Source organism: Paenibacillus sp. FSL W7-1332 (genome assembly GCF_037969785.1).
Classification (GTDB): domain Bacteria; phylum Bacillota; class Bacilli; order Paenibacillales; family Paenibacillaceae; genus Paenibacillus_AQ.
The window spans coordinates 5,612,089-5,631,892 of the sequence record NZ_CP150209.1 but is presented as its reverse complement, the minus strand read 5'-3'; the positions used below and the strand labels follow the sequence as shown (position 1 = coordinate 5,631,892).

The 19,804-nt window shown below is 45.1% G+C and carries 14 protein-coding genes, 1 pseudogene and 4 riboswitches; of the genes and pseudogenes, 14 read left to right on the top strand and 1 reads right to left on the bottom strand.

What is annotated here, in order from left to right:
• Positions 1-96: 96 nt before the first annotated feature.
• Positions 97-191, top strand: a riboswitch (cyclic di-GMP riboswitch).
• Positions 192-396: 205 nt separating this feature from the next.
• A riboswitch (cyclic di-GMP riboswitch) is annotated at positions 397-491 on the top strand.
• A 161-nt stretch (positions 492-652) separates the two neighbouring features.
• From MKX98_RS25375 to MKX98_RS25310, 14 genes and pseudogenes are all read left to right on the top strand, one after another.
• Entirely contained in the window at positions 653-961 is a 309-nt protein-coding gene (locus tag MKX98_RS25375) for a hypothetical protein (protein WP_339219138.1), read from the top strand.
• Between the two features lie 87 nt (positions 962-1,048).
• A complete protein-coding gene (locus MKX98_RS25370; protein ID WP_339219136.1) occupies positions 1,049-1,381 on the top strand; it encodes a LuxR C-terminal-related transcriptional regulator in 333 nt (110 codons plus the stop codon).
• A gap of 128 nt (positions 1,382-1,509) precedes the next feature.
• A riboswitch (cyclic di-GMP riboswitch) is annotated at positions 1,510-1,598 on the top strand.
• Positions 1,599-1,801: 203 nt separating this feature from the next.
• A pseudogene (locus MKX98_RS25365) lies at positions 1,802-2,485 on the top strand (class I SAM-dependent methyltransferase); the annotation flags it as partial.
• A gap of 276 nt (positions 2,486-2,761) precedes the next feature.
• A complete protein-coding gene (locus MKX98_RS25360; RefSeq protein ID WP_194544916.1) occupies positions 2,762-3,511 on the top strand; it encodes an acetoacetate decarboxylase in 750 nt (249 codons plus the stop codon).
• Between the two features lie 2 nt (positions 3,512-3,513).
• Positions 3,514-4,275 carry a 3-oxoacyl-ACP reductase FabG gene (gene fabG, locus MKX98_RS25355; RefSeq protein ID WP_233355050.1) on the top strand — a complete coding sequence of 254 codons (762 nt, stop codon included), beginning with the start codon at positions 3,514-3,516 and terminating at the stop codon, positions 4,273-4,275.
• A 38-nt stretch (positions 4,276-4,313) separates the two neighbouring features.
• Positions 4,314-4,559, top strand: a complete 246-nt coding sequence (locus tag MKX98_RS25350; RefSeq protein ID WP_194544088.1) for an acyl carrier protein — start codon at positions 4,314-4,316, stop codon at positions 4,557-4,559.
• A gap of 17 nt (positions 4,560-4,576) precedes the next feature.
• The gene (locus tag MKX98_RS25345) at positions 4,577-5,797 is read left to right on the top strand and encodes a beta-ketoacyl-[acyl-carrier-protein] synthase family protein (protein WP_194544087.1); all 1,221 of its coding nucleotides are present in this window, start codon (positions 4,577-4,579) and stop codon (positions 5,795-5,797) included.
• Positions 5,787-7,037, top strand: a complete 1,251-nt coding sequence (locus MKX98_RS25340; RefSeq protein WP_339219134.1) for a beta-ketoacyl synthase N-terminal-like domain-containing protein — start codon at positions 5,787-5,789, stop codon at positions 7,035-7,037. The genes MKX98_RS25345 and MKX98_RS25340 overlap by 11 nt, the downstream gene beginning before the upstream one ends.
• A 21-nt stretch (positions 7,038-7,058) precedes the next feature.
• A complete protein-coding gene (fabZ, locus tag MKX98_RS25335; RefSeq protein WP_194544085.1) occupies positions 7,059-7,499 on the top strand; it encodes a 3-hydroxyacyl-ACP dehydratase FabZ in 441 nt (146 codons plus the stop codon).
• Positions 7,500-7,878: 379 nt separating this feature from the next.
• Positions 7,879-8,661: an enoyl-ACP reductase FabI gene (gene fabI / locus MKX98_RS25330; RefSeq protein WP_194544084.1), complete on the top strand. Its 783-nt coding sequence runs from the start codon at positions 7,879-7,881 to the stop codon at positions 8,659-8,661.
• A 47-nt stretch (positions 8,662-8,708) separates the two neighbouring features.
• Positions 8,709-9,962 carry a hypothetical protein gene (locus MKX98_RS25325; RefSeq protein WP_339219133.1) on the top strand — a complete coding sequence of 418 codons (1,254 nt, stop codon included), beginning with the start codon at positions 8,709-8,711 and terminating at the stop codon, positions 9,960-9,962.
• 221 nt (positions 9,963-10,183) lie between these two features.
• Positions 10,184-10,282, top strand: a riboswitch (cyclic di-GMP riboswitch).
• Positions 10,283-10,899: 617 nt separating this feature from the next.
• Positions 10,900-16,098, top strand: coding sequence for an isopeptide-forming domain-containing fimbrial protein (locus tag MKX98_RS25320; RefSeq protein WP_339219131.1), 5,199 nt, complete (start codon positions 10,900-10,902; stop codon positions 16,096-16,098).
• 396 nt (positions 16,099-16,494) lie between these two features.
• Entirely contained in the window at positions 16,495-16,698 is a 204-nt protein-coding gene (locus MKX98_RS25315) for a Spo0E family sporulation regulatory protein-aspartic acid phosphatase (RefSeq protein WP_194544081.1), read from the top strand.
• Between the two features lie 200 nt (positions 16,699-16,898).
• On the top strand, positions 16,899-17,345 hold the full coding sequence (locus MKX98_RS25310; RefSeq protein ID WP_194544080.1) for a DUF5946 family protein: 447 nt from the start codon (positions 16,899-16,901) through the stop codon (positions 17,343-17,345).
• Positions 17,346-17,419: 74 nt separating this feature from the next.
• On the opposite strand, the gene MKX98_RS25305 is transcribed toward MKX98_RS25310, so the two are convergent.
• A complete protein-coding gene (locus MKX98_RS25305) occupies positions 17,420-19,801 on the bottom strand; it encodes an FtsX-like permease family protein (RefSeq protein WP_194544079.1) in 2,382 nt (793 codons plus the stop codon).
• Positions 19,802-19,804 lie beyond the last annotated feature (3 nt).

Below are 19,804 nucleotides of genomic sequence, written 5' to 3'. Positions count from 1 at the left end.
TTTGGGTCGTACGACCTATATTAAATGAAAAACAATGTAAGTTATAGTTTGAATAAGTCATAACATGTTTGGATATTCGACAAATTCATACTCTTCGTACGACAATAGCAAACCCGCTGAAAAGCGGCGACGCAAAGCTACAGGGGCTAATGTGGATCTGCTTAAGACCGTGATGCCAGCCAGCTGCCGAATACGACGGAAGCCTCCGTCTCTTCTTACTAGTTTTTCCACCTATGTCTTTAAGCTGATGGAGGCTATTTGTGTTGTTTATTAAATTTTATGAAAGGGGGACCTGTACTAGTCTTAACAGTCTTATCTACCTGAAAAGGGACTTTAAATATATTGAAAGGCAGGTGAATCGTAGATATAATTTTCGGCACACAATCGAATCGTTTCGTACGATAATAGCAAACCCACTGAAAAGTGGCGACGCAAAGCTATAGGGGCTAATGCGGATCTGCCTAAGACCGCGATGCCAGCCAGTTGCCGAATACGACGGAAGCCTCCGTCCTATTTTGCTATGGTTATCTTAATGGATGGTGGTTTTTTATTGTTTATTTTCGCTTATAAGCTACCGAATTCAGAAGCGGAGATGACTAGAAGATCGATTTCATTATTAATCACTTATTCTTAAAAGGAAGAAGGGAAAATAATGGGCCGTAGAACACTGCTGGAAGCAAACGATCATTTTCCTAATATCCTCAGTATGTCTGAAATAAAAGGAAGGTTGATTGAACGGAAAGAAATTTTATATTTGCTGCAAGAGGAAACCAGGAATATGAACGATTTGCTGTCCATACCTTATTTATTTGTTATAACAGATACGGATGGTGCCGTTATCGATTATTGCGGCACGGATTTGTTAAAAGGATATTTTGAAAGAAATAATATAAAAAAAGGCACATCATTTGCGATGAAAACCGCAGGGGTCAATGCCATTTCTTTATCGATGGAAAATTAATCGGTTTCTGTCGTAATTGGTACCCGGCACACCAACCAATTGTTTGCCGAGCTGTCATGTGTATGTACGCCAATTCGAATAAAAAATGTGATTATAGGCTACCTTGGCCTGAGTTTTCATTATTTACACGAGGTTACATTTGCCATACCACTCATTGAACACCTGGCTAAAAATATTGAAGAAAAACTGCCTCAAAAGGACCCCATTCTACAAAAAGAGCTGACTTATTCTCACTTTGACCAATATGAATTAACAAATCGTGAGAAAGAGATAGCTTATGGATGGCTGGAAAATAAAAACGTACCTGAAATTGCGGGCATTTATGGGATTAGTCAAAGCACGGTCCGTACTTTTATTAAAAAGATATACGCAAAGACGAGCGTTAATCATAAAGGAGCATTCCTTAGGAAATTTACTTAAAATTTAAATTAAAATACATAAGTATAAACTACCCAATTTTGGGTATTTTTTTTGTTTAAGTCGAATTTTATACTTTAAAGTAAGTTGTCGTTGAAGGATTAATGAACATTTTGACAATTTCATACTTCGTACGACAATAGCAAACCCATCGAAAGGTGGCGACGTAAAGCTACGGGGACTAAGGTGGATATAAACACTATGCCAGCCAGTTGCCGAATACGACGGGACCCCAGTCTATTTAATCATGGCGGGGGGTTTTTGTGTTTTGAGTGATATTGCTAAAGGTGGTGAAAAAATATAAAAATGTCTAATTGTAGTCTTCAGAAGATTAGAGGCAAACTATCTCACCAAATATCGTCAGCAACCTATTCTACATATTTATGCCTGTAGGGATGTCTTCTTGGGAGGAAAATCTAGAGTATGGACAAAACTAACAAAAAACATTTACTTGATGATGTTGAGACGAAGATTAATCAAGGTCTTTTCTCTGAAGCATTTAATGCCCTTTATCATGGATTAGACAGCATACGCAGACATTCTTCAAAAAAAGATTGGAAGCAGTTTATTGCCCAATATCGTCAACATGCAGTAAGCTATTTTTTCTTACAAGAACCGTTTTCTCGTCGAGCATTTGACAAACCGCGCGGTTATGCTGGTGATCCCGTAATGATGGATTCCATCTATGACTTCGACAAAACAGCACCGCCACCTTACGAGGGCAGACAAGCAGAAATTTCCGAGCTTCTCAACTACGAGCTTAATCGTATAAGTTATGCAAATGATGCTGTTCGCGAAAGAAAACGTATATTTTCCAGCAAGATTGACGAAACAGCAGAACGAGTTGCGAACCCTTATATTCTCTCTTTTCCTAGCGGCCATTTGAGAGAAGTATTGGAAAGTGTCGCGGTTAAGAATAAACGCATTGGGAAATTTGTTGCTATTGATCAAGATCAGGAGGCCCTTTCGGTTGCAGCGGAAATCATAAAAGACTTTGGCGAAACGATTCCTGCCTCCATAGTTGACATCATTGAAAATGAAGTGCCTCTTCCTGGATTTGATTTTATATACAGTGTTGGTGTATTTGATTATCTGCCCAACGGAGTTGCCAAAAAATTAGTTAACGAATTATTTAATTTGCTCAATCCCGGAGGTCGATTGTTAATAGCCAATTGGCTTCCTGATACCCCCTCTATTGCTTATATGGAGGCAGCGTTGGATTGGTGGATCACTTACCGTACCAAGGAGCAAATGCAAGAGTTAACCGAAGCTATACCAGAAGAAGATATTCATCATATTGATATTTTTGTGGAAAAATACGAGGTTGTTGTTTTTATGGAAATTGAGAAGGCGGGAGAAGTGAATTCTTTCAAAAGGAAAGGGATGGAACTATTGAAACTGCATGAGGTACGCAAGCAAATGTCGACTCCATTGGGAGCTCCTGCTTATCCTGTTGGACCTTATCATTTTCGTAACCGGGAATACCTGAACATTCTATATCGTACCGACACGGAAGCCTTGAGACGTGTAGTCCCTGAGCCGCTTGAAATTGATGAGCCTTTAGTCAAATTTGAGCTCATGTACATGCCGGATGTTACCGGTTTGGGGGCCTATACAGAATCTGGCCAGCTGATACCGGTGAGCTTTAATGGGGAGAAGGGTGAATACCAGCACGCGATGTATGTGGACAGTCTTCCTGCGATCGCGGCCGGACGTGAGATCAGCGCATATCCGAAAAAACTGGGCTCTCCAAAACTGTATATTGATTCGGACACATTAGTCGGTACGCTGGACTACGGGTCTTTACGTGTAGCCACCGCAACGATGGGATATAAACATCAGGCTCTCGACCCGGAGCAGGCCCGCCAAGAGATTTGCCAACCGACATTTATGCTCAAAATTGTGCCGAACTATGATGGAACTCAGAAGGTATGCCAACTGATGCGTACTCAGATCAAAAATCTGACCATTCATGGTGCCTGGACGGCCCCAGCCCGGCTGCAATTGTTTGCCCATGCGTTGGCCCCACTGGCAGATCTCCCCGTGCTTGAGGTTGTATCAGCTTCGCATATTGTTACTGATTTGGGGTTATCCGCGCCGGATGTCATTTATGACTATTTGGCGGAACATTGAAAGTGGATGGGGGGATTAGAATTTTAACCGGAAAGAATTTTTTAGTAACAGGCGGTTCGAGAGGTATAGGAAGAGCAACAGTAATAAAACTGGCCGAGCAGGGAGCTAATGTTACTTTTACGTATAAAGAAAATGAAGCTGCTGCAATGGAATTGTGTAATTACGTGGTGGATAAAGGAATCGGGAAAATAACCTGTATTCAAGCGGATTCAACCGATCCTTTAGTCGCTTCCGAAGTACTAGAAACGGTCTGTAAAGATAATTCTCAACTGGATGGTTTGGTAGTTAATGCTGGAATCACTAGGGATAGTAATTTGGTGATGATGGATGAAGAGAGCTGGAGTGAAGTGATTTCTACTAATCTAACGGGGACTTTCAATTATTTAAAAGCAGCATCATTTAAGTTTATTCGACAACGTTCAGGTTCAATCGTTTGTGTTAGTTCAGTAAATGGTTTGATTGGAGTGCCTGGACAAGCTAACTATTCCGCTTCAAAGGCTGGTCAAATCGCATTGGTTCGGTCACTCGCACTTGAAATAGCGAGATTTAACATCAGGGTTAATGCAGTTGCACCTGGTTATATCAATACAGATATGTATCAATCCATAAGTGAAAAAATGAGGCTTTCCAAAGAGAAATCTATTCCTCTGGGAAGGCTCGGAGATCCGGAAGAAGTTGCAAATGCAATATGCTTTCTATTATCAGAACAGTCTTCATATATAACAGGTTCGGTATTAAATGTAGATGGTGGTTGGAATGCATAAGTATTTTAAATGAATTTTATACCTGGAGGGAATTAAAAATGGAAACAAAAGAACTGAGAGATGAATTGACAAAGCTGGTCGCAGACGTTATTGAAATCGATGAATTCGCAGATGATGACAATTTTGTAGAGGATCTGGGTGTCGATTCCATGGTGGCCCTGGAAATTGTGTATGAAATAGAGAAGAAACTCAAAGTCGTTATACCGGCAAAGCATATCAAAGAGATGGAGACCCTGAATGATGTCATCAAGATGGTTAGTGAAAAATTAGATTCAAAATCATAATTTGTGGGGGATTTATAATGGCTAACAGAGTTGTAGTAACTGGGCTAGGTGTAATATCACCTATAGGTGCGGGAGTTCGGGATTTTTGGGACAAGCTTTGTCAGGGACAAAATGGAATATCAGAAATTACAGCTTTCAATGTAAATAAATTCACGGTTACTCGCGGAGGAGAAATTAAGGACTTTAATCCCGTTCAATTCCTGGCCAATACCCATGCAAGTAAATTAGCCAGAACTTCTCAGCTAGCAGTTGCTGCAGCTCAAATGGCTAAAGATGATGCCAATATTACGTCATTTGCGGATAAAACAAGAGTTGGTGTGTGCATAGGAACTACGATGGGAAACCAATCCATCGTTGAAGATGATCACGATATTAGAATCAGTAATAACCCGAATACTATACCGCCGTCGATCTTCGCATACCCGGATTCATATATATCCGGCAGTGTCTCAAAGCATTTAGGGGCGGAAGGGCCATCTATTACAATCCCTACAGCATGTGCTGCCGGAAATTATGCCATTGGGCAGGGCAGTGAATTAATACAAAGCGGCGCTGCGGACATTGTCTTTGTTGGTGGCTCGGATGGATTATCACGAAGCTGTTTTGCGCTTTTTCACAGATTGGGGGCAATGGCGCCGGATATTTGTCAACCATTTGATAAAAACCGCAAGGGTATGATGGTAAGCGAAGGGGCTGGAGTGTTAGTTTTAGAAAATCTGGAAACTGCCCTAAAACGAGGCGCCCCGATTTATGCCGAACTGCTTGGTTATGGTCTTTCTTGTGATGCTCACCATCCGACTGCCCCACATCCTGAAGGATTAGGCGCACAAATTGCAATGAATAACGCATTGAAGGATGCAAAAATCAAGAAAGAACAAATCTCTTATATTAGTGCTCATGGAACAGGCACACCTGCCAATGACTCAACCGAATCCAAGGCATTGCAATCCGTATTTGGATCATTATTAGATCAAATTCCAACCAGTTCCATAAAATCAATGCTGGGTCATACCATGGGGGCGGCCAGCGCAATTGAAGCAGTAGCGAGCGCTTTGTCTATAAAACATCAAGTGCTGCCTCCCACCATGAATTATTCGACCCCGGATCCGGAATGTATTACAAATGTTATCCCAAATAAGAGTATCGACAGTTCTGTTCATACCGTTCTTAGTAACTCTTTTGCTTTTGGAGGCAACATATGTTCAATAATATTAGGAGAGATCGATAATGTGGAATGATAATGATCCGGTTGTAGTGTCAGGTGTGGGATCTGTATCCGTGTTTGGAACGGATAAGAATCAATTTTGGGAGCGTCTTATAGGGGAGTCAGATTCAAAAAGTACAAGTCCAAAAAGCAATGACTTTCTAGACCTGCCTGTCATTGAAACCATTTGTGTTGACCATTGGAACCCGGAAGAGTTAATCGGCAAGCGTGGGTTAAAATATCTATCACTCAGCACACAATACCTGTTGAGCGCTGCAGTGCGATGCTGGCAAGATGCCGGATTGGGTGACCTCAATCCAGCATCGGAATCAGAGGCCTTGGACTTGGGGGTCGTTGTGGCAAGCAACTTTTCCGGACTCAAGGCCATTTCAGATTATGATTATACAACCATTACTGTGGGCCCCCAATCTGTAAGCCCAATGCAGGCGCCAAATACCATAGCCAACGCTCCAGCTGCACAACTTGCTATTAGAATGAATGCCTGCGCATTCAACACTACGATTGCTACTGGACAATGTGCTGGACTTGATGCAATAGCTTACGCTGTTTCATCCATCCATAAAGGACAAGCTAAACAGGTTTTGGTAGGCGGGGTAGAAGAGATCAACGAAAGAGTTTTATGGATTTATCAAAATTCTAATGTTCTGCCAAAAGAATATTCAGATAGAGCCGGCAAGCCCTTTTCTTCAGATAGTACGGGATGGATACCGGGAGAAGGTGCTTCGGTTATTTTGTTGGAAAAATTATCACATTGCCTGGAGCGTGGAGGAACTCCACTGGGAAAAATAGCTTCATATTCCACCACCTTCGCTGTTGATGAAGATTCGCGCATTCATGCCATGGAAAGAGCGATCGGGCAAGTCTTCAAGCAGGCGGATAGAGTTTTCGGTGAAACAAGCGGCATCATCTCAGGAGCCAGTGGATTTTATCCGCAGGATAGAGTGGAAATGAACGCAATTCATAATTTATTTGCATCCGCGAATCCGGAGATTCCCATTAGTTCACTTAAAGGGACGATTGGTGAAACATACGGAGCATCTGGAGTGTTCCAGGCTGCAGCAGGTTTGATCTCGCTAAACAAGGGCATTTTACCAAAAAGCATAGCTCTTTCAGAGCTTAATCATCGTGATCTGGAAAAAACTCCGATTCATTTAACATCGAATGATATCAAGAAAACTAAAAAACAAAACATAGTGACTACATCACAAGACTTGTCAGGTATCACGAGTTGTCTGATGCTTGAAAGTGTCTGATGAGAGGGAGGTTGGCTACTTATGAGACTAGGCTCCAATGAGGTCAGATCTCTCTTGCCACAGGATTATCCTTTTATTTTCGTAGATTCGGTACTGGATTATGAAGTCAATGATCATATCACATGCTTGAAAAATGTAAGTTTCAATGAATGGTTTTTTCCAGGGCATTTTCCTGACAATCCAATTTTTCCGGGTGTTTTATTAATCGAAGGTATGGCTCAATCCCTCATTTTGCTTCATAAATTATCAATTTGTAAGACAGAAGACTCTGAGAAGAAAATCTTCCTGTTTACCGGAATTAAAAAGGCAAGATTTTTAGATAAAGTCAAGCCAGGCGATCAAATTATATATACATGCAAGTTCACAAGAGTCATCGAAAATGCAATCTTCGCCGAGGCTGAGGCCATGGTAGGGGATAAGGTTGTTGCAAAAGCTGAATTAAATGGTTGTTTCAGCGATTAAGGAGATTTTATCGAAAAGAATGTGTTAATCATTTATCTTCAATTAATAAATATAGTTTCTTATCACAGTTGGAAGCCTTTTATGACCTATGGACTTTAAAAGAGAGCTTTATAAAAAGCAGTGGGTAAGGCCTTCATATACCTTTGAACACGTTTAATCTTGTTCACGAGGATAATTTTTTAGTATCATCCATATATTTCGATGAATCAACTTACTATTTCAGGCAGTACGATACGATTGCTAATTATAAGCTTTCTGTTTGTTCAGCCAGCCCTGATTTTGCTAGTCATGTCATACATGTTCGACCTGAACAATTCATTTCCTATTTTTCGAAAAATCCATTTGTTGATGGTTGATTAACAAATTCAGGAGGTAGAAAATGCCGGGCTTATTAAAAGGGAAAAATGTGGTTGTTATGGGGATCGCGAATGAGCGAAGTATTGCTTGGGGGATTACAAAATCCTTACATAATGCAGGAGCAAATTTAATCTTTACGAACAAACGGGAACGATCCTATAAAAAATTGGTTAAGTTACTGGACGAACATAACATAACCCCCAAGTTAATTGTTTCCTGCGATGTAGCGAGCGATGATAGCATTCAGGAAGCCTTTACTAAAATCAAGGATGAAGTCGGTGTGATTCACGGACTTGTTCACTCCATTGCTTTCGCCAGGGGTGAGGACCTTGAAGGAGAATTTACAGACATTTCTCGTGACGGCTTTTTACTGGCACAGGAAATTAGCGCTTATTCGCTTGTAGCTGTAACAAGAGCAGCAAAGGAGCTCATGACTGAAGGCGGAAGTATTGTTACGCAAACTTACCTGGGTTCAGAACGAATACTGTCTGGCCTAAACTATAATGTGATGGGAGCTGCTAAAGCGGCTTTGGAAGCAAGTGTGCGTTATTTGGCAGATGATGTCGGAAAATACGGTATACGTGTTAATGCTGTATCTGCTGGTATTGTTCCTACCTTTTCGTCTAAAGTTATTTCCGGCGTTGAAAAGAAAATGCATGACATCGAGGATAAGTCCCCCTTGCGTCGAGGTGTTGACCAGGACGAAGTCGGAGATGCAACATTATTTTTTATTAGCGATCTATCAAGAGGCGTCACCGGAGAGATCTTACATGTTGACTCAGGATTTCATATTCTCGGCGGTTGACATCATAATTACTGGAGATCGAGTCGGCCAAGGATGGGAGGACAGATATGAGCTTTAAGAAAACCGTTGAATCAACAGAAACAAGTAACCATTCATATCCATTTCGACCTGTGGGGCCTTCATTTTCCCGACCTGAACTTGAGGTGTTAACGTCAGGAAAGATTTCAGATATATTAGGAGAGCGATTCAAATTCCAGGACAAGTATGCTCATCAAACGCGTATGCCCAAACCCCCGCTGTTATTCGCTGATCGGGTTCTCGGTATGGAAGGTGAGCCGGGCACTCTTGGACTTGGTAAGATATGGTTTGAAACAGATGTTTCGAAAGACTCATGGTTTTTACATGATGGTTATATGTCATTAGGTCTCATGCTTGAATCGCTGGTAAACCCTATTACACTGATCATGTCCTCGTTGGGTATCGATTCATATAATAAAGGGGAACGCCTTACACGGTTAATAGGCTGTAAGTTCATGTTTCATGAATCGCTTGTTAAGCCTGATTCTACAATTACATCCGAACTTACTGTGGATGGTCACGTCAATAATGGCGAGATGTGGCTGACCTTTTTCCACACTGACTGTTATGCCGCAGGACAGAAACGCTTGACCGTGCGAATAGGTCAGGTAGGTTTCTTCACTAAAGATGAATTGCTTGGAGCCCGTGGTGTGAAATGGGATGCTGAAGCTGCACGCTTTAATGCAGACGCCAGACGGGATACTCCTGTTGTGGTTTGCGAACATCGCTCTTTCACCAAGGAACAAGTAAGCTTATTTTCCAAAGGGCGTACTGCCGAATGCTTCGGAAATGGATATGAAATGGCATTTACGCACACAAGATCACCGCGTATTCAATCGGGAAAAATGCTCATGATTGATGAAGTAGAATGCTTTGATCCGCAAGGGGGACCTTGGGGGTTAGGTTACTTAAAGGCCAAAAAGGAAATTCAGCCCGATGAATGGTTTTTCTTGTGCCATTTCCATAACGATCCAGTTATGCCGGGTATGCTGCAATTTGAAGGCTGTCTGCAAGCGATGGCAATCTATCTCGCTGGACTTGGGTTTACGCTGGATAAGGATGGATACCGTTTTGAGCCTATTCCTGAGGTGTTGTATGAGGTGCAATTGCGGGGACAAGCGGCTCCAACCGCCAGGGAAGTGATCTACGAGGTATTTGTCGAAGAGGTTCATGGTGGAGATGAACCCAAATTATATGCAGATTTGTTGGTCACTGTGGATGGATTAAAAGTTTGTTATTGTGGAAGGATGGGATTGCGGCTCGTTCCCTGTTTACCAAGATAGGCTTAAGCTATAATTTAATGGGCTTAAGTGCTTTGAAAGTAAGTTTGTTGGCTTGTCAAGTCCTACCTAAATTTGTTGATCTATAGTAAAAAAGCCTGAAACACAAAAAACGACAAATAGTGATAAACTACCGCAAAATTGAGTCATTAGCACCTAACTTATGGATTATTTGTATTGTAACTTTAAGGAAATGATAAATTTACCAATTAAATAATATGCTCGTACGATAATGGCAAACCCATTGAAAAGTGGGGACGCAAAGCTACAGGGGCTAATGGATTTGCTGAAAAAGCAAGTACTACTGCCAGCCAGTTACCGAATACGACGGATTCCCCGTCTGTTTAGCGTTCGCTATTTGGACGGGTTTTTCTTTTTTTAGTTTTATTTCAAATTTTAAATAATGATAGTCCAGGCATCAAGCCTTGTCTATAGATGAGATGAATCTTCAAGGAGGGAACGCCATTTGAACAAATAAAGAATACATAGTAGGAGCCCGTGAGTACATGATGACGCTAGGAAACTAACGGCTATTTGCTCATACTGGCCGAACTGATTGGGATCATTCCATGAGTCATAGTACGGATTCGATTCGATTTGGTAAGCAGTGTATTAAAATTTGAGGCTCACTACAGTCCAATGACGGCCAAGACTAACAACGATTGGAGGGAGATGTTTGAGCAGTATTCATTCTGGTACGAGCACAAAATTGATCAAGCGTTTGTTTATCCAGTTTTGTGTATTTTTAGTTGCTTTAGGCGGGATATTTCCTTTACAGCCATCTCAGGCTCAGGCCGCATCCTTTTCGATTAATGACACTGATACTTATATTATATCCGGGAATGCTATCTACCAGATCGACGGAAATAATCCGGGCGAGCTAGACCCAAAGGCAAGCCTAGCACTTAACAACTCACTCCTCATTAATAATGGATTAGCGATGTCCATGACGGAAAATGCCTTCTACGCATTTAGCGGAAGTGGCGGCATCAATCGGCTGTATAAGATTTCAGAAACGGGTGCTACTACACAGGTAGCCACGTTGACCGGAACAGCAGCAAACGCCGTAATTAGCCCGGATAATAAATACTATTATATTTACACCGAAAATGGGGAGAATTATCTCGCATACTACGATATAACAACAAATCAGCAAGATCGTAAGGTTATTACCGGCTTGACAAGTAGCAACGGTGGCGACATTCTTTATGACAAAAACGGGTTTATTTGGCTTTTGGATCTTGTTGACCAGGTAAAGGTCTATCAAATCGATCCGGCAACGGCAGAAGTAATACGTTCTGTTCCTATGGTAAGTGCAGACGGCCAATCCATCGATCCTGGACCGCGGGCTCTTAGCTTCCTGCCGAACGGGAAAATGTATGTGGGCGCTGGAAACACCAACACGCTCGTATACGAACTTGATCCAGAAACACTTAGCTATCGATTCCTGAGCTCTACAAATATTGAGATTACTTACGATGCCGCTTCGCGTGTCATTCCTAATTTCGATCCAAATCCTCCTCAACTTGAATCGCAGAAATCGGCGAAGATTCAAGAAAAAGCGGATGGAAACACCGTTGCGGACCAGCCTGAAGTGGGAGATACGCTGCTATACACGATTCAGAGTCGAAATACGATCTCCGAAAGTCTGATTCGAAACATGGTTATCTCGGATACGATTCCGGAAGGCTTGGAATATGTTCCGGGTACACTGACAGTGGAGGGGCAACCGGTCAGTGATGATCGAGATAATGATCAAGGCGAGTTTGTCGATTCTACAGTAACCGGAACGATTGGCGATGTAACCGACACTGAGTGGCATCGTATCACTTTTCAAGTGAAGGTCACTTCGGGTCAAGCCGGTAAGAGCATCGAAAATGTAGCAACTGTTACGGGCGACAATCTAGATATGCCTGATGAGCCGAAGAATGCGATTGACGTGTATCCACTTAATCCTCCAAATGCTTGTTCATCACCAGTGGCATTGATTAATGGTGAATTTGAAAAGCCGGAGGGACCTGGTACTTTTGATAACTCGGTAGCCGGAGGCGGTTACTACTATGCAGACACGGTTCCAGGGTGGAATACGACGGATACTAACCGTACACCAAGAGGGATCATTCAAATCATGGACCCTGCCCGACCAAGCACGATACCTTCAAACACTCCGAATCAGGACAATCTTACGAGTAGATTTGCAGAATTAAATGCGGATACAAATAGTATGCTGTATCAAGATTTACCAACTGTACCAGGGCAGACAATCTATTGGCGCTTAGATCACAGAGGATATAGTGGCGTGGACACGATGAGTGTTAATATTGGACCGGTTACGAACGATCCATTCAATACCACGCCAGAAATAAAGAGAATTTCAACTGGGACTGCATGGGAAACTTATTCCGGGAGTTATACGGTTCCTGCAGGTCAAACAGTAACACGTTTTGGATTTAAAGCAATTAGTACATCTACTGGAGCCTTGGCTTTCGGTAATTACCTGGACAACATCTTCCTGGGAACTGAACCATGTGTTATCGCAGAGAAATCCGTTTCTCCTGCTGGAGAAGTTTTTGAAGGCGATGAACTTACTTACGAAGTCACAGTTAAAAATGAAGGCGGAGACGTTGCCGCAAATACCGTCTTTGAAGACGTCATTCCTGCGGGCACGGAATATGTTCCAGGCTCCATGAGAATGGTGAGCGGGACCAATACCATTGATCTAACCGATGCAGATGATACAGATGCAGGACACTTTGACGGCAGCAAGGTGATCGTTAGGCTCGGAAATTTGCAGAATACCAATGACTTGCCTGACGGCATCACAGTTCAATTCAGAGTGAAAGCATTATCCAGCCATGTCGGCCAGACGGTCACCAATCAAGCGACTGTTGATTATAAGAACTTACTGGCAGGCAAAGAGGAAACGATCGATTCTAATGAAGTGTCGAGTGGTATTCTCGAAAGAGAAGTCATTGATGCTTGCGCTAGGCCAGTTGCAATGATCAATGGCAGTTTTGAGCAAGGCGCTGTCCGGGGAACTGCTGTTAATACGTCCGGACTCTACTATTATGAATCCGAAGTACCTGGATGGAAGACCACGGATGATGCTAACGGTTATCCAGTCATTGAACTATGGGACTGGGAGCGAAATAATCCTGCGGTTGTAAAGAACTGGCCAGCTCCCCCGGACGGCGGGAAATGGGCGGAACTAAATGCTTATGAAAACGGGATGCTTTACCAGGATGTGAAGACAACCCCTGGACAGACCATCTATTGGCGCCTATCCCATATGGGACGGCAAGGGGTTGACACGATGCAGCTTCGTATTGGAGCAGCAACGGCTAACCCGTACGACACCAAAGTTCAAGAACAAATGACGGACGGTAACAAAGCATGGGGAACCTATACAGGCACGTATACGGTCCCAGCAGGACAAACGGTCACTCGCTTCGGCTTTGAGGCGGTGAGTACAGCAAGTGGAAACATTGGAGCTGGAAACTTCATCGATGATATTTTCCTTGGTACGTCGCCTTGTGTGACAGCTAACAAGACCGCATCTCCACAAGAAGTGAGTGCCGGCGATGAAGTAACCTACGAGATTCAGATCAAGAATGAAGGCGGAGACATCGCCGCCGATGCAAGCGTGACGGATCTGATTCCGCAAGGAACGGAATATGTCCCTGGCTCCATGAAATTGATCCTGGGCTCGACCACCAAAGACCTGACGGATGCCGACGACACCGACGAAGGTCGCTTTGACGGCAGCCAGGTCAGCATTCAGTTAGGCGACTTGGCCAATACGAGCCAATTGGCTGACGGCGTTACCGTGCAATTTAAAGTCAAGGTTCTAGCAAGCGCCGCCAATCAGCAAATTAAGAACAAAGCACAAATCAGCTATAACAACTTACTAACAGGCGACACGGAAGAGAAGGAATCGAACGAAACCACCACGACGGTCCGTTTCAATCCTCCTGTTCTGGAGTCCAGCAAAAATGCCGTCCTTCAAACGAAGGCTGCCGGAAACACGGACCCTGGTAACCCTGAACCAGGCGATACGTTGCGGTACACGATTCAGGCACGGAATACGATCGAAAAGAGCTTTGTCAGCAGCTTGGTTATCTCGGACGATCTGCCGGCAGGACTGCAATATGTACCGGGCAGCCTGAAGGTAGACGGCGCTGCCGTCACGGATGACGCAAGCGATCAAGACAGAGGTATGTATACCGATGGGCAAGTTATCGGCCTGTTCGGGGATATTACGGACACCGAGTGGCATACGCTGGAGTTCGAAGCGATTATTGAGCCTGGACAAGCTGGCAAAAATATTCGAAATACCGCTGTAGCCGGTGGCGAGAATGTGAGCACACCGAGCGAGTCCGAGGAAGAAGTTCAGGTTTATCCGCGTCATCCGGTTGTGGAATCGGAGAAAATTGCAGAAAACCTGAATGCGGGCAAAACCCATTTCGAAGTCGGGGATACGGTTGTCTACACCATTCGGGCAAGAACGGTGACACAGGATGCGTATATCTCGAATTTGAAAATTACGGATACACTCCCGGCAGGACTGGAATACGTGCCGGGCACCTTGACCGTGGATGGCCAATCCGTCACCGATGATGAAGGCGACGATGAAGGCCATGTGGTAACCCGCTCCGTGTACGGAGGATTCGGCGATATCTGGGATGAGGATTGGCATGAGCTTCAGTTCCATGCAATCATCCAATCCGGACAAGCCGGCAAGGATATTCGGAATATTGCCGCTGTCACCGGCGATAATTTCGACGAGCCTAGTGAGCCGGAAGAAGAAGTCAAGGTCTATCCGCGCGATCCAGTGATCGTATCCGAGAAGTCCGCAATGAATCTTGAAGCGGGCAAGCAAACATTCGAAGTCGGGGATACCGTTACCTATACGATCCGGACAAGAACGGTGCTGGACGATACGTATATGTCCAACCTCGTCATATCGGATACGCTGCCGGCCGGTCTGGAATATATTCCGGGCAGCTTGAAGGTCGACGGTGTTTCGGTCACCGATGACCAGGACAGCGACAAAGGCCATTATGCTTCAGGTCAGGTTGTCGGTAACGTCGGGGATGTATGGGATACGAAATGGCATACGCTGGAGTTCCAGGCGAAGATCGTAGCGAACGCCGGAGAATCGATTCGTAACACCGGTGAAATTACCGGGGACAACATCGATCAGCCGAGCCGCCCAACGGATGAGATTGTGGTTGAGGAAGGCGACACGCCGCCGGTGGACCCACCGGTTGATCCGCCAGTCGATCCACCCGTCAATCCACCGGTAGATCCAAATCCACCGGTCACACCGCCTGTAACACCACCAACTCCGTCTTCTCCAGTCATCGAATCACGGAAGACGTCGCGGGATCTCAATGGCGGCAGCATCACGGTCGGCGATACGCTGGAGTATACGATCTCCGCACGCAATACCGTTTCGGGCAGCTACGTATCGAACCTTGTGATTGCTGACCTCCTGCCGGAAGGGCTTGCGTATGTAGCAGGCAGCCTGAAGGTGGACGGCGTCTCCGTCACCGATAACGCTGATGGCGACAAAGGCCAGGTTGTTAACGGCAAAGTGAGCGGTAACTTTGGACGGATTACGGATACCGAATGGCATACGATTGAGTTCAAGGCAACCGTCAAGGCGGGACAAGCCGGTAAAGCGATCGTAAACATCGGTGAAGTCACAGGTGATAACGTGACAACTCCGGAGAAACCATCCAATGTCATTGAAGTGACGGACAACGAGAACAACGGTGGAAATACGACGAACCCGGGTGGAACGGGTGATTCCGACGGGGATTCGAATGAAGACCCGAACGGAAACTCGAACGAAGACTCTGACGAAGATTCTAACGGGAACTCAAATGAAGACTCGAATGGAGACTCCGACGGGGATTCGAATACTGGTGCACAAACACCGGAAGATCATGACGATTCAACATTAGGCGTATCGGATTCGACTCCACGAGATCCGGCTCAATCCGGAGATCAGGCAACGAACGAGCCTAACGGAAATAAATTGCCGAATACGGCTACGAATATGTACAGCTACATGTTAGCGGGGTGTATCCTCTTGCTTGCAGGTTTGCTACTGCTAAGAAAAAGAAGAGGATAGACTAACAACCGGCGGCTCCCCAAGTAAACCTACTTGGGGAGCCGCTGTCTATTTAGTTGTTGTGGTTATCATAATGGTTCACTAAGAGCTACCGAATTCTGCTGCGCGATGAATAGGAGATCGAGAATACGGAACGTGTTACGCAGAAAGTAATTTATTATCCATGGAACAACTTTAGAAGCTGAATTTATTGAAGTACTTAGGTAAAGATTACCCAATTCTGGGTATTTTTTTTGGTTGAGTCGAATTTTATACTTATAAGTATGAGACTGCGACACAAAGCCACAGGGGCTAATGTCCTCGATGCCAGCCAGTTGCCGAATACGAGGGATACCTCCGTTAGGCTGATTCGCGTTAACAGCAACTGTCATCAATCACTTGTTACGACGGGGGTGGGTGAACAAGGTGATTTCTATCGAGAGTGAACTCAAACAAGTATCGAAAAAACTCGAACTTCTCCGAAGAGAACTTGAGCGAGTGGCCAGCAGTTTCGAATTGGTGCATCAAGATGTTGTCGCCATTTCACAGTCGTTGGATAAGCTGATTATTCGTTACATGGAATTAAAAAAACAAGAGGAATATATCAAAAAGCATACTTGAATCATGAGGCACAGAAGATACCTTCTGTGCCTCATGTGTTTCTATTTGGATTTCAAGTGTAGGGGGAATAAGGATCACGCCCTCTGTTTTACTGGCGACATAAGATTCAGGCAGGGGAATTGAATACAAAGAGTTGACTTTACGCAACGTCAATCTATTAATCTTGGGGAAAGTAGCATTTAGGATAGGGGGATTATAAAATGGCTGATCATCACACCGTAATGGAGTCTGGAAGATGTATGGAGTGTGGAGCTAAGGAGATCGATGGGTTTTCCTGCTATGAATTATTCGGTTTTCCCCTTGTGTGGGAACATCGTGATCCAGCGTTATATGCTTTGCATTTTTGGCTTGTTTCATGTTATATGCTGCAGCATCCTTCCAACTATACAGAGGAAGGTTACCGATTGCTGGTTGATTTATTTACGAATGCTTATGATCATGATTGGGATACCGCCTATATACTCAAGAAAAATCGAGAGAGAGTAACCAAGGTAGCTAAAATAACAAACCCTCTTCCGCATAACGAAAGAAATCGCAAATCTAAATTTTGGTCAATGACCATAGAAGATATCTATTTAGGCGGTGAAACAAATGCCATCGCAAATATTATCAAGTGGAAAGAGCAAATACGATGTGAATTAAAATAAGAAGATTTATTAAGGCAAGAAGTAAAAAAATGACCTCCGACATTCGGAGGTCATCTTCTGTTCATGGAGCGTCTTCATGAATCCATGACCAGCACACGAAGGGAGGTGCGGCGGAGGATTCGCGAAGCCAGCCAGCAGCCGCTGACGGCGATAGCAAGCGCGATCAGCGTCAGCCCAATGACCAGCGGCCATTCCATGATGAGCGGCAGCTTGACAATCCCATAGGTAGAGAGCAGACCGCGCAGCACGGCCGGCAATGCGTAGACGCCGCAAGCGATGCCAGCCAGCGCACCGAGCGCAGCCAGTCCGGCAATGCCGCTTGTCAAGGCACGACGAATGTCGGTAGCGGTCAGGCCGAGCGAGGCATAAATGCCATATGTTTTCGTTTCCTTACGAATATGCAGCCGGCAAGTTGTATAAACAATAAGAGAAGTGACAGCCATGAACAGAAGGGCCAGCATACTCATCGGAATGAGCAAAACCGCCGCAGCTTCTTTGAATACGGAATCGAGCAGCACTTCCTGCTTCAGCGCTTGAATGGAAGGGCTGTAACGTTCGTTCAACTGCTGCACAAACGCATCGCTGTCCGCATTGTCCTTAAGTTGAATAAACCCGGCGTCCGGATTCAAGTGCTCGACAAGATCCGATGTGACCCTGGCGACGTTCGACATATTGGAAATGGACTGAAAGGTGCCGGTGATCAGCAATGGATGCGGTTCTCCTTCAATGTAGATCGTGACTATGTCGCCGATGCCTTTTTGCAATTTACGGGCAATATTGATCCCGATGGAAATTTCATTAGGGAGTACGGGATTACGGCCTGCAAGCGAGGCAAATCCGATCTCGTTCATGCTGCCTTCCACGACCGTCAAAGGGAGGCTGAATGTCTGTTGAGGATTGTCATCCTCTTCGGCCATGGCGATGACGCCGGTGGATGATCCGGACCAGTTCAGACTGTGAACCCGAGGGTCGCTTTGGATATAAGATTGCATTTCCGCCCGATCTATACCTTCCGCATGGATGACCATAATCGCGATATCCGCATCGTCATAACCCCACTGAGCCGACGTTTCACTGATTCGATAGACGCTGGTTACCAGCATGGCGCCAAAGACGAGCACAGCCACCGTGATGCTCATCAACAGAAAGATTAGCGCTGCGCTTTTTTTGTTGCCGCTCACATGCTTCCAGCCGATGACCGTGGGTACGGACCATCGATCCAGCAGTCTTTTGCGAGCACCATGCCGATGGATACGACTATGTGAAGACTCCGACATGCCATAACGGATCGCTTGAATGGGCTCGATATGGCGTGTCTTGGAAGCATAAACAAGGACGCATAGAAGGATGATGAGCAGCAGGCCGCAGCCAGTCCAGATCGCAACGTCTGCCGCTTGAACGGGAACAGGAGCTGTGTCGGATTTGAGGAAAGACAGGGAATTCCGGATGATGACATCTGAAAGGAAGCGGCTTGCAATCAGTGCCGGGACCAAGGCGACAATCGTCATTAAACCGTACTGCAGCAGGTAGGTGCCGATGATGCGTTCGGAGGTCATGCCAATCGATTTGAGAATGCCGATCGTGCGGTAATTGGCAAGGATTGTGTCCGTGATCGTAAAGCCGATCGTGAGCAAGGCGACGAGGATCATGACCAGTCCGAGGAAACTCATCACAAAGCCGATCACCTTGTTCATGATGAAATAAAAGGCCGACAATTCGGCAAACGAAACGCGTTCCTCTAAAAACGGCGACCCGAGCGCCTGCTCAAAGCGCTGCCAGTATTCCTCGCTTTGTTCAGGATACGAATAGCGAAGCGACAACATGTATTGCTCCTGAGTGGACAAGCTACCCATGGTTGACCGATAGTCGGCTTCGTTCATCCAGATGCGGGCAGTGGTCGAGAAAGGACCGCCATGGGATATGTCAATGACAATCGCACCGATCGTGAATTGTGCCGGTGCAGACCCTGAGGTGAACACCAATTCATCGCCGATATGCATGTTGTATTTGTAGGCAAGCGAGGTGGGTATCCAGATTTCGCCGACTTCCGGAACCGTCAGATGCTCAGGGCCTGTACCGGGAAGAGGATTGTTGACCCCATGCGGCATCGGCGGGGTATTGATCATATACAGATAAAGATTGGGCAATTCTTTCCCGTTAAAGACCAGTCCGGTCCATGGCTTGTAAGGGATTAAGCTGGACGCGTTTACGCCTTCTTGGCTGGACCACCAGTCGGCTACCAACTGTTCGTCATGCAGCCCACGGGTCATATTTATGACTTCGTGCGCACCATGAGCAGCCGCATGGCGATCATTGAATACATTCTCCGTATTCATCAAGACCGTGAATGCGGTGCTGACGAGTAGAGCGGATAGGGCAATAAGCAATGCGATCAGCGTGTTTTGCATTTTTCTTTTGCGTAGGTTGCCCCAGCAGAGTGTCAATATGGCTCGCATCCC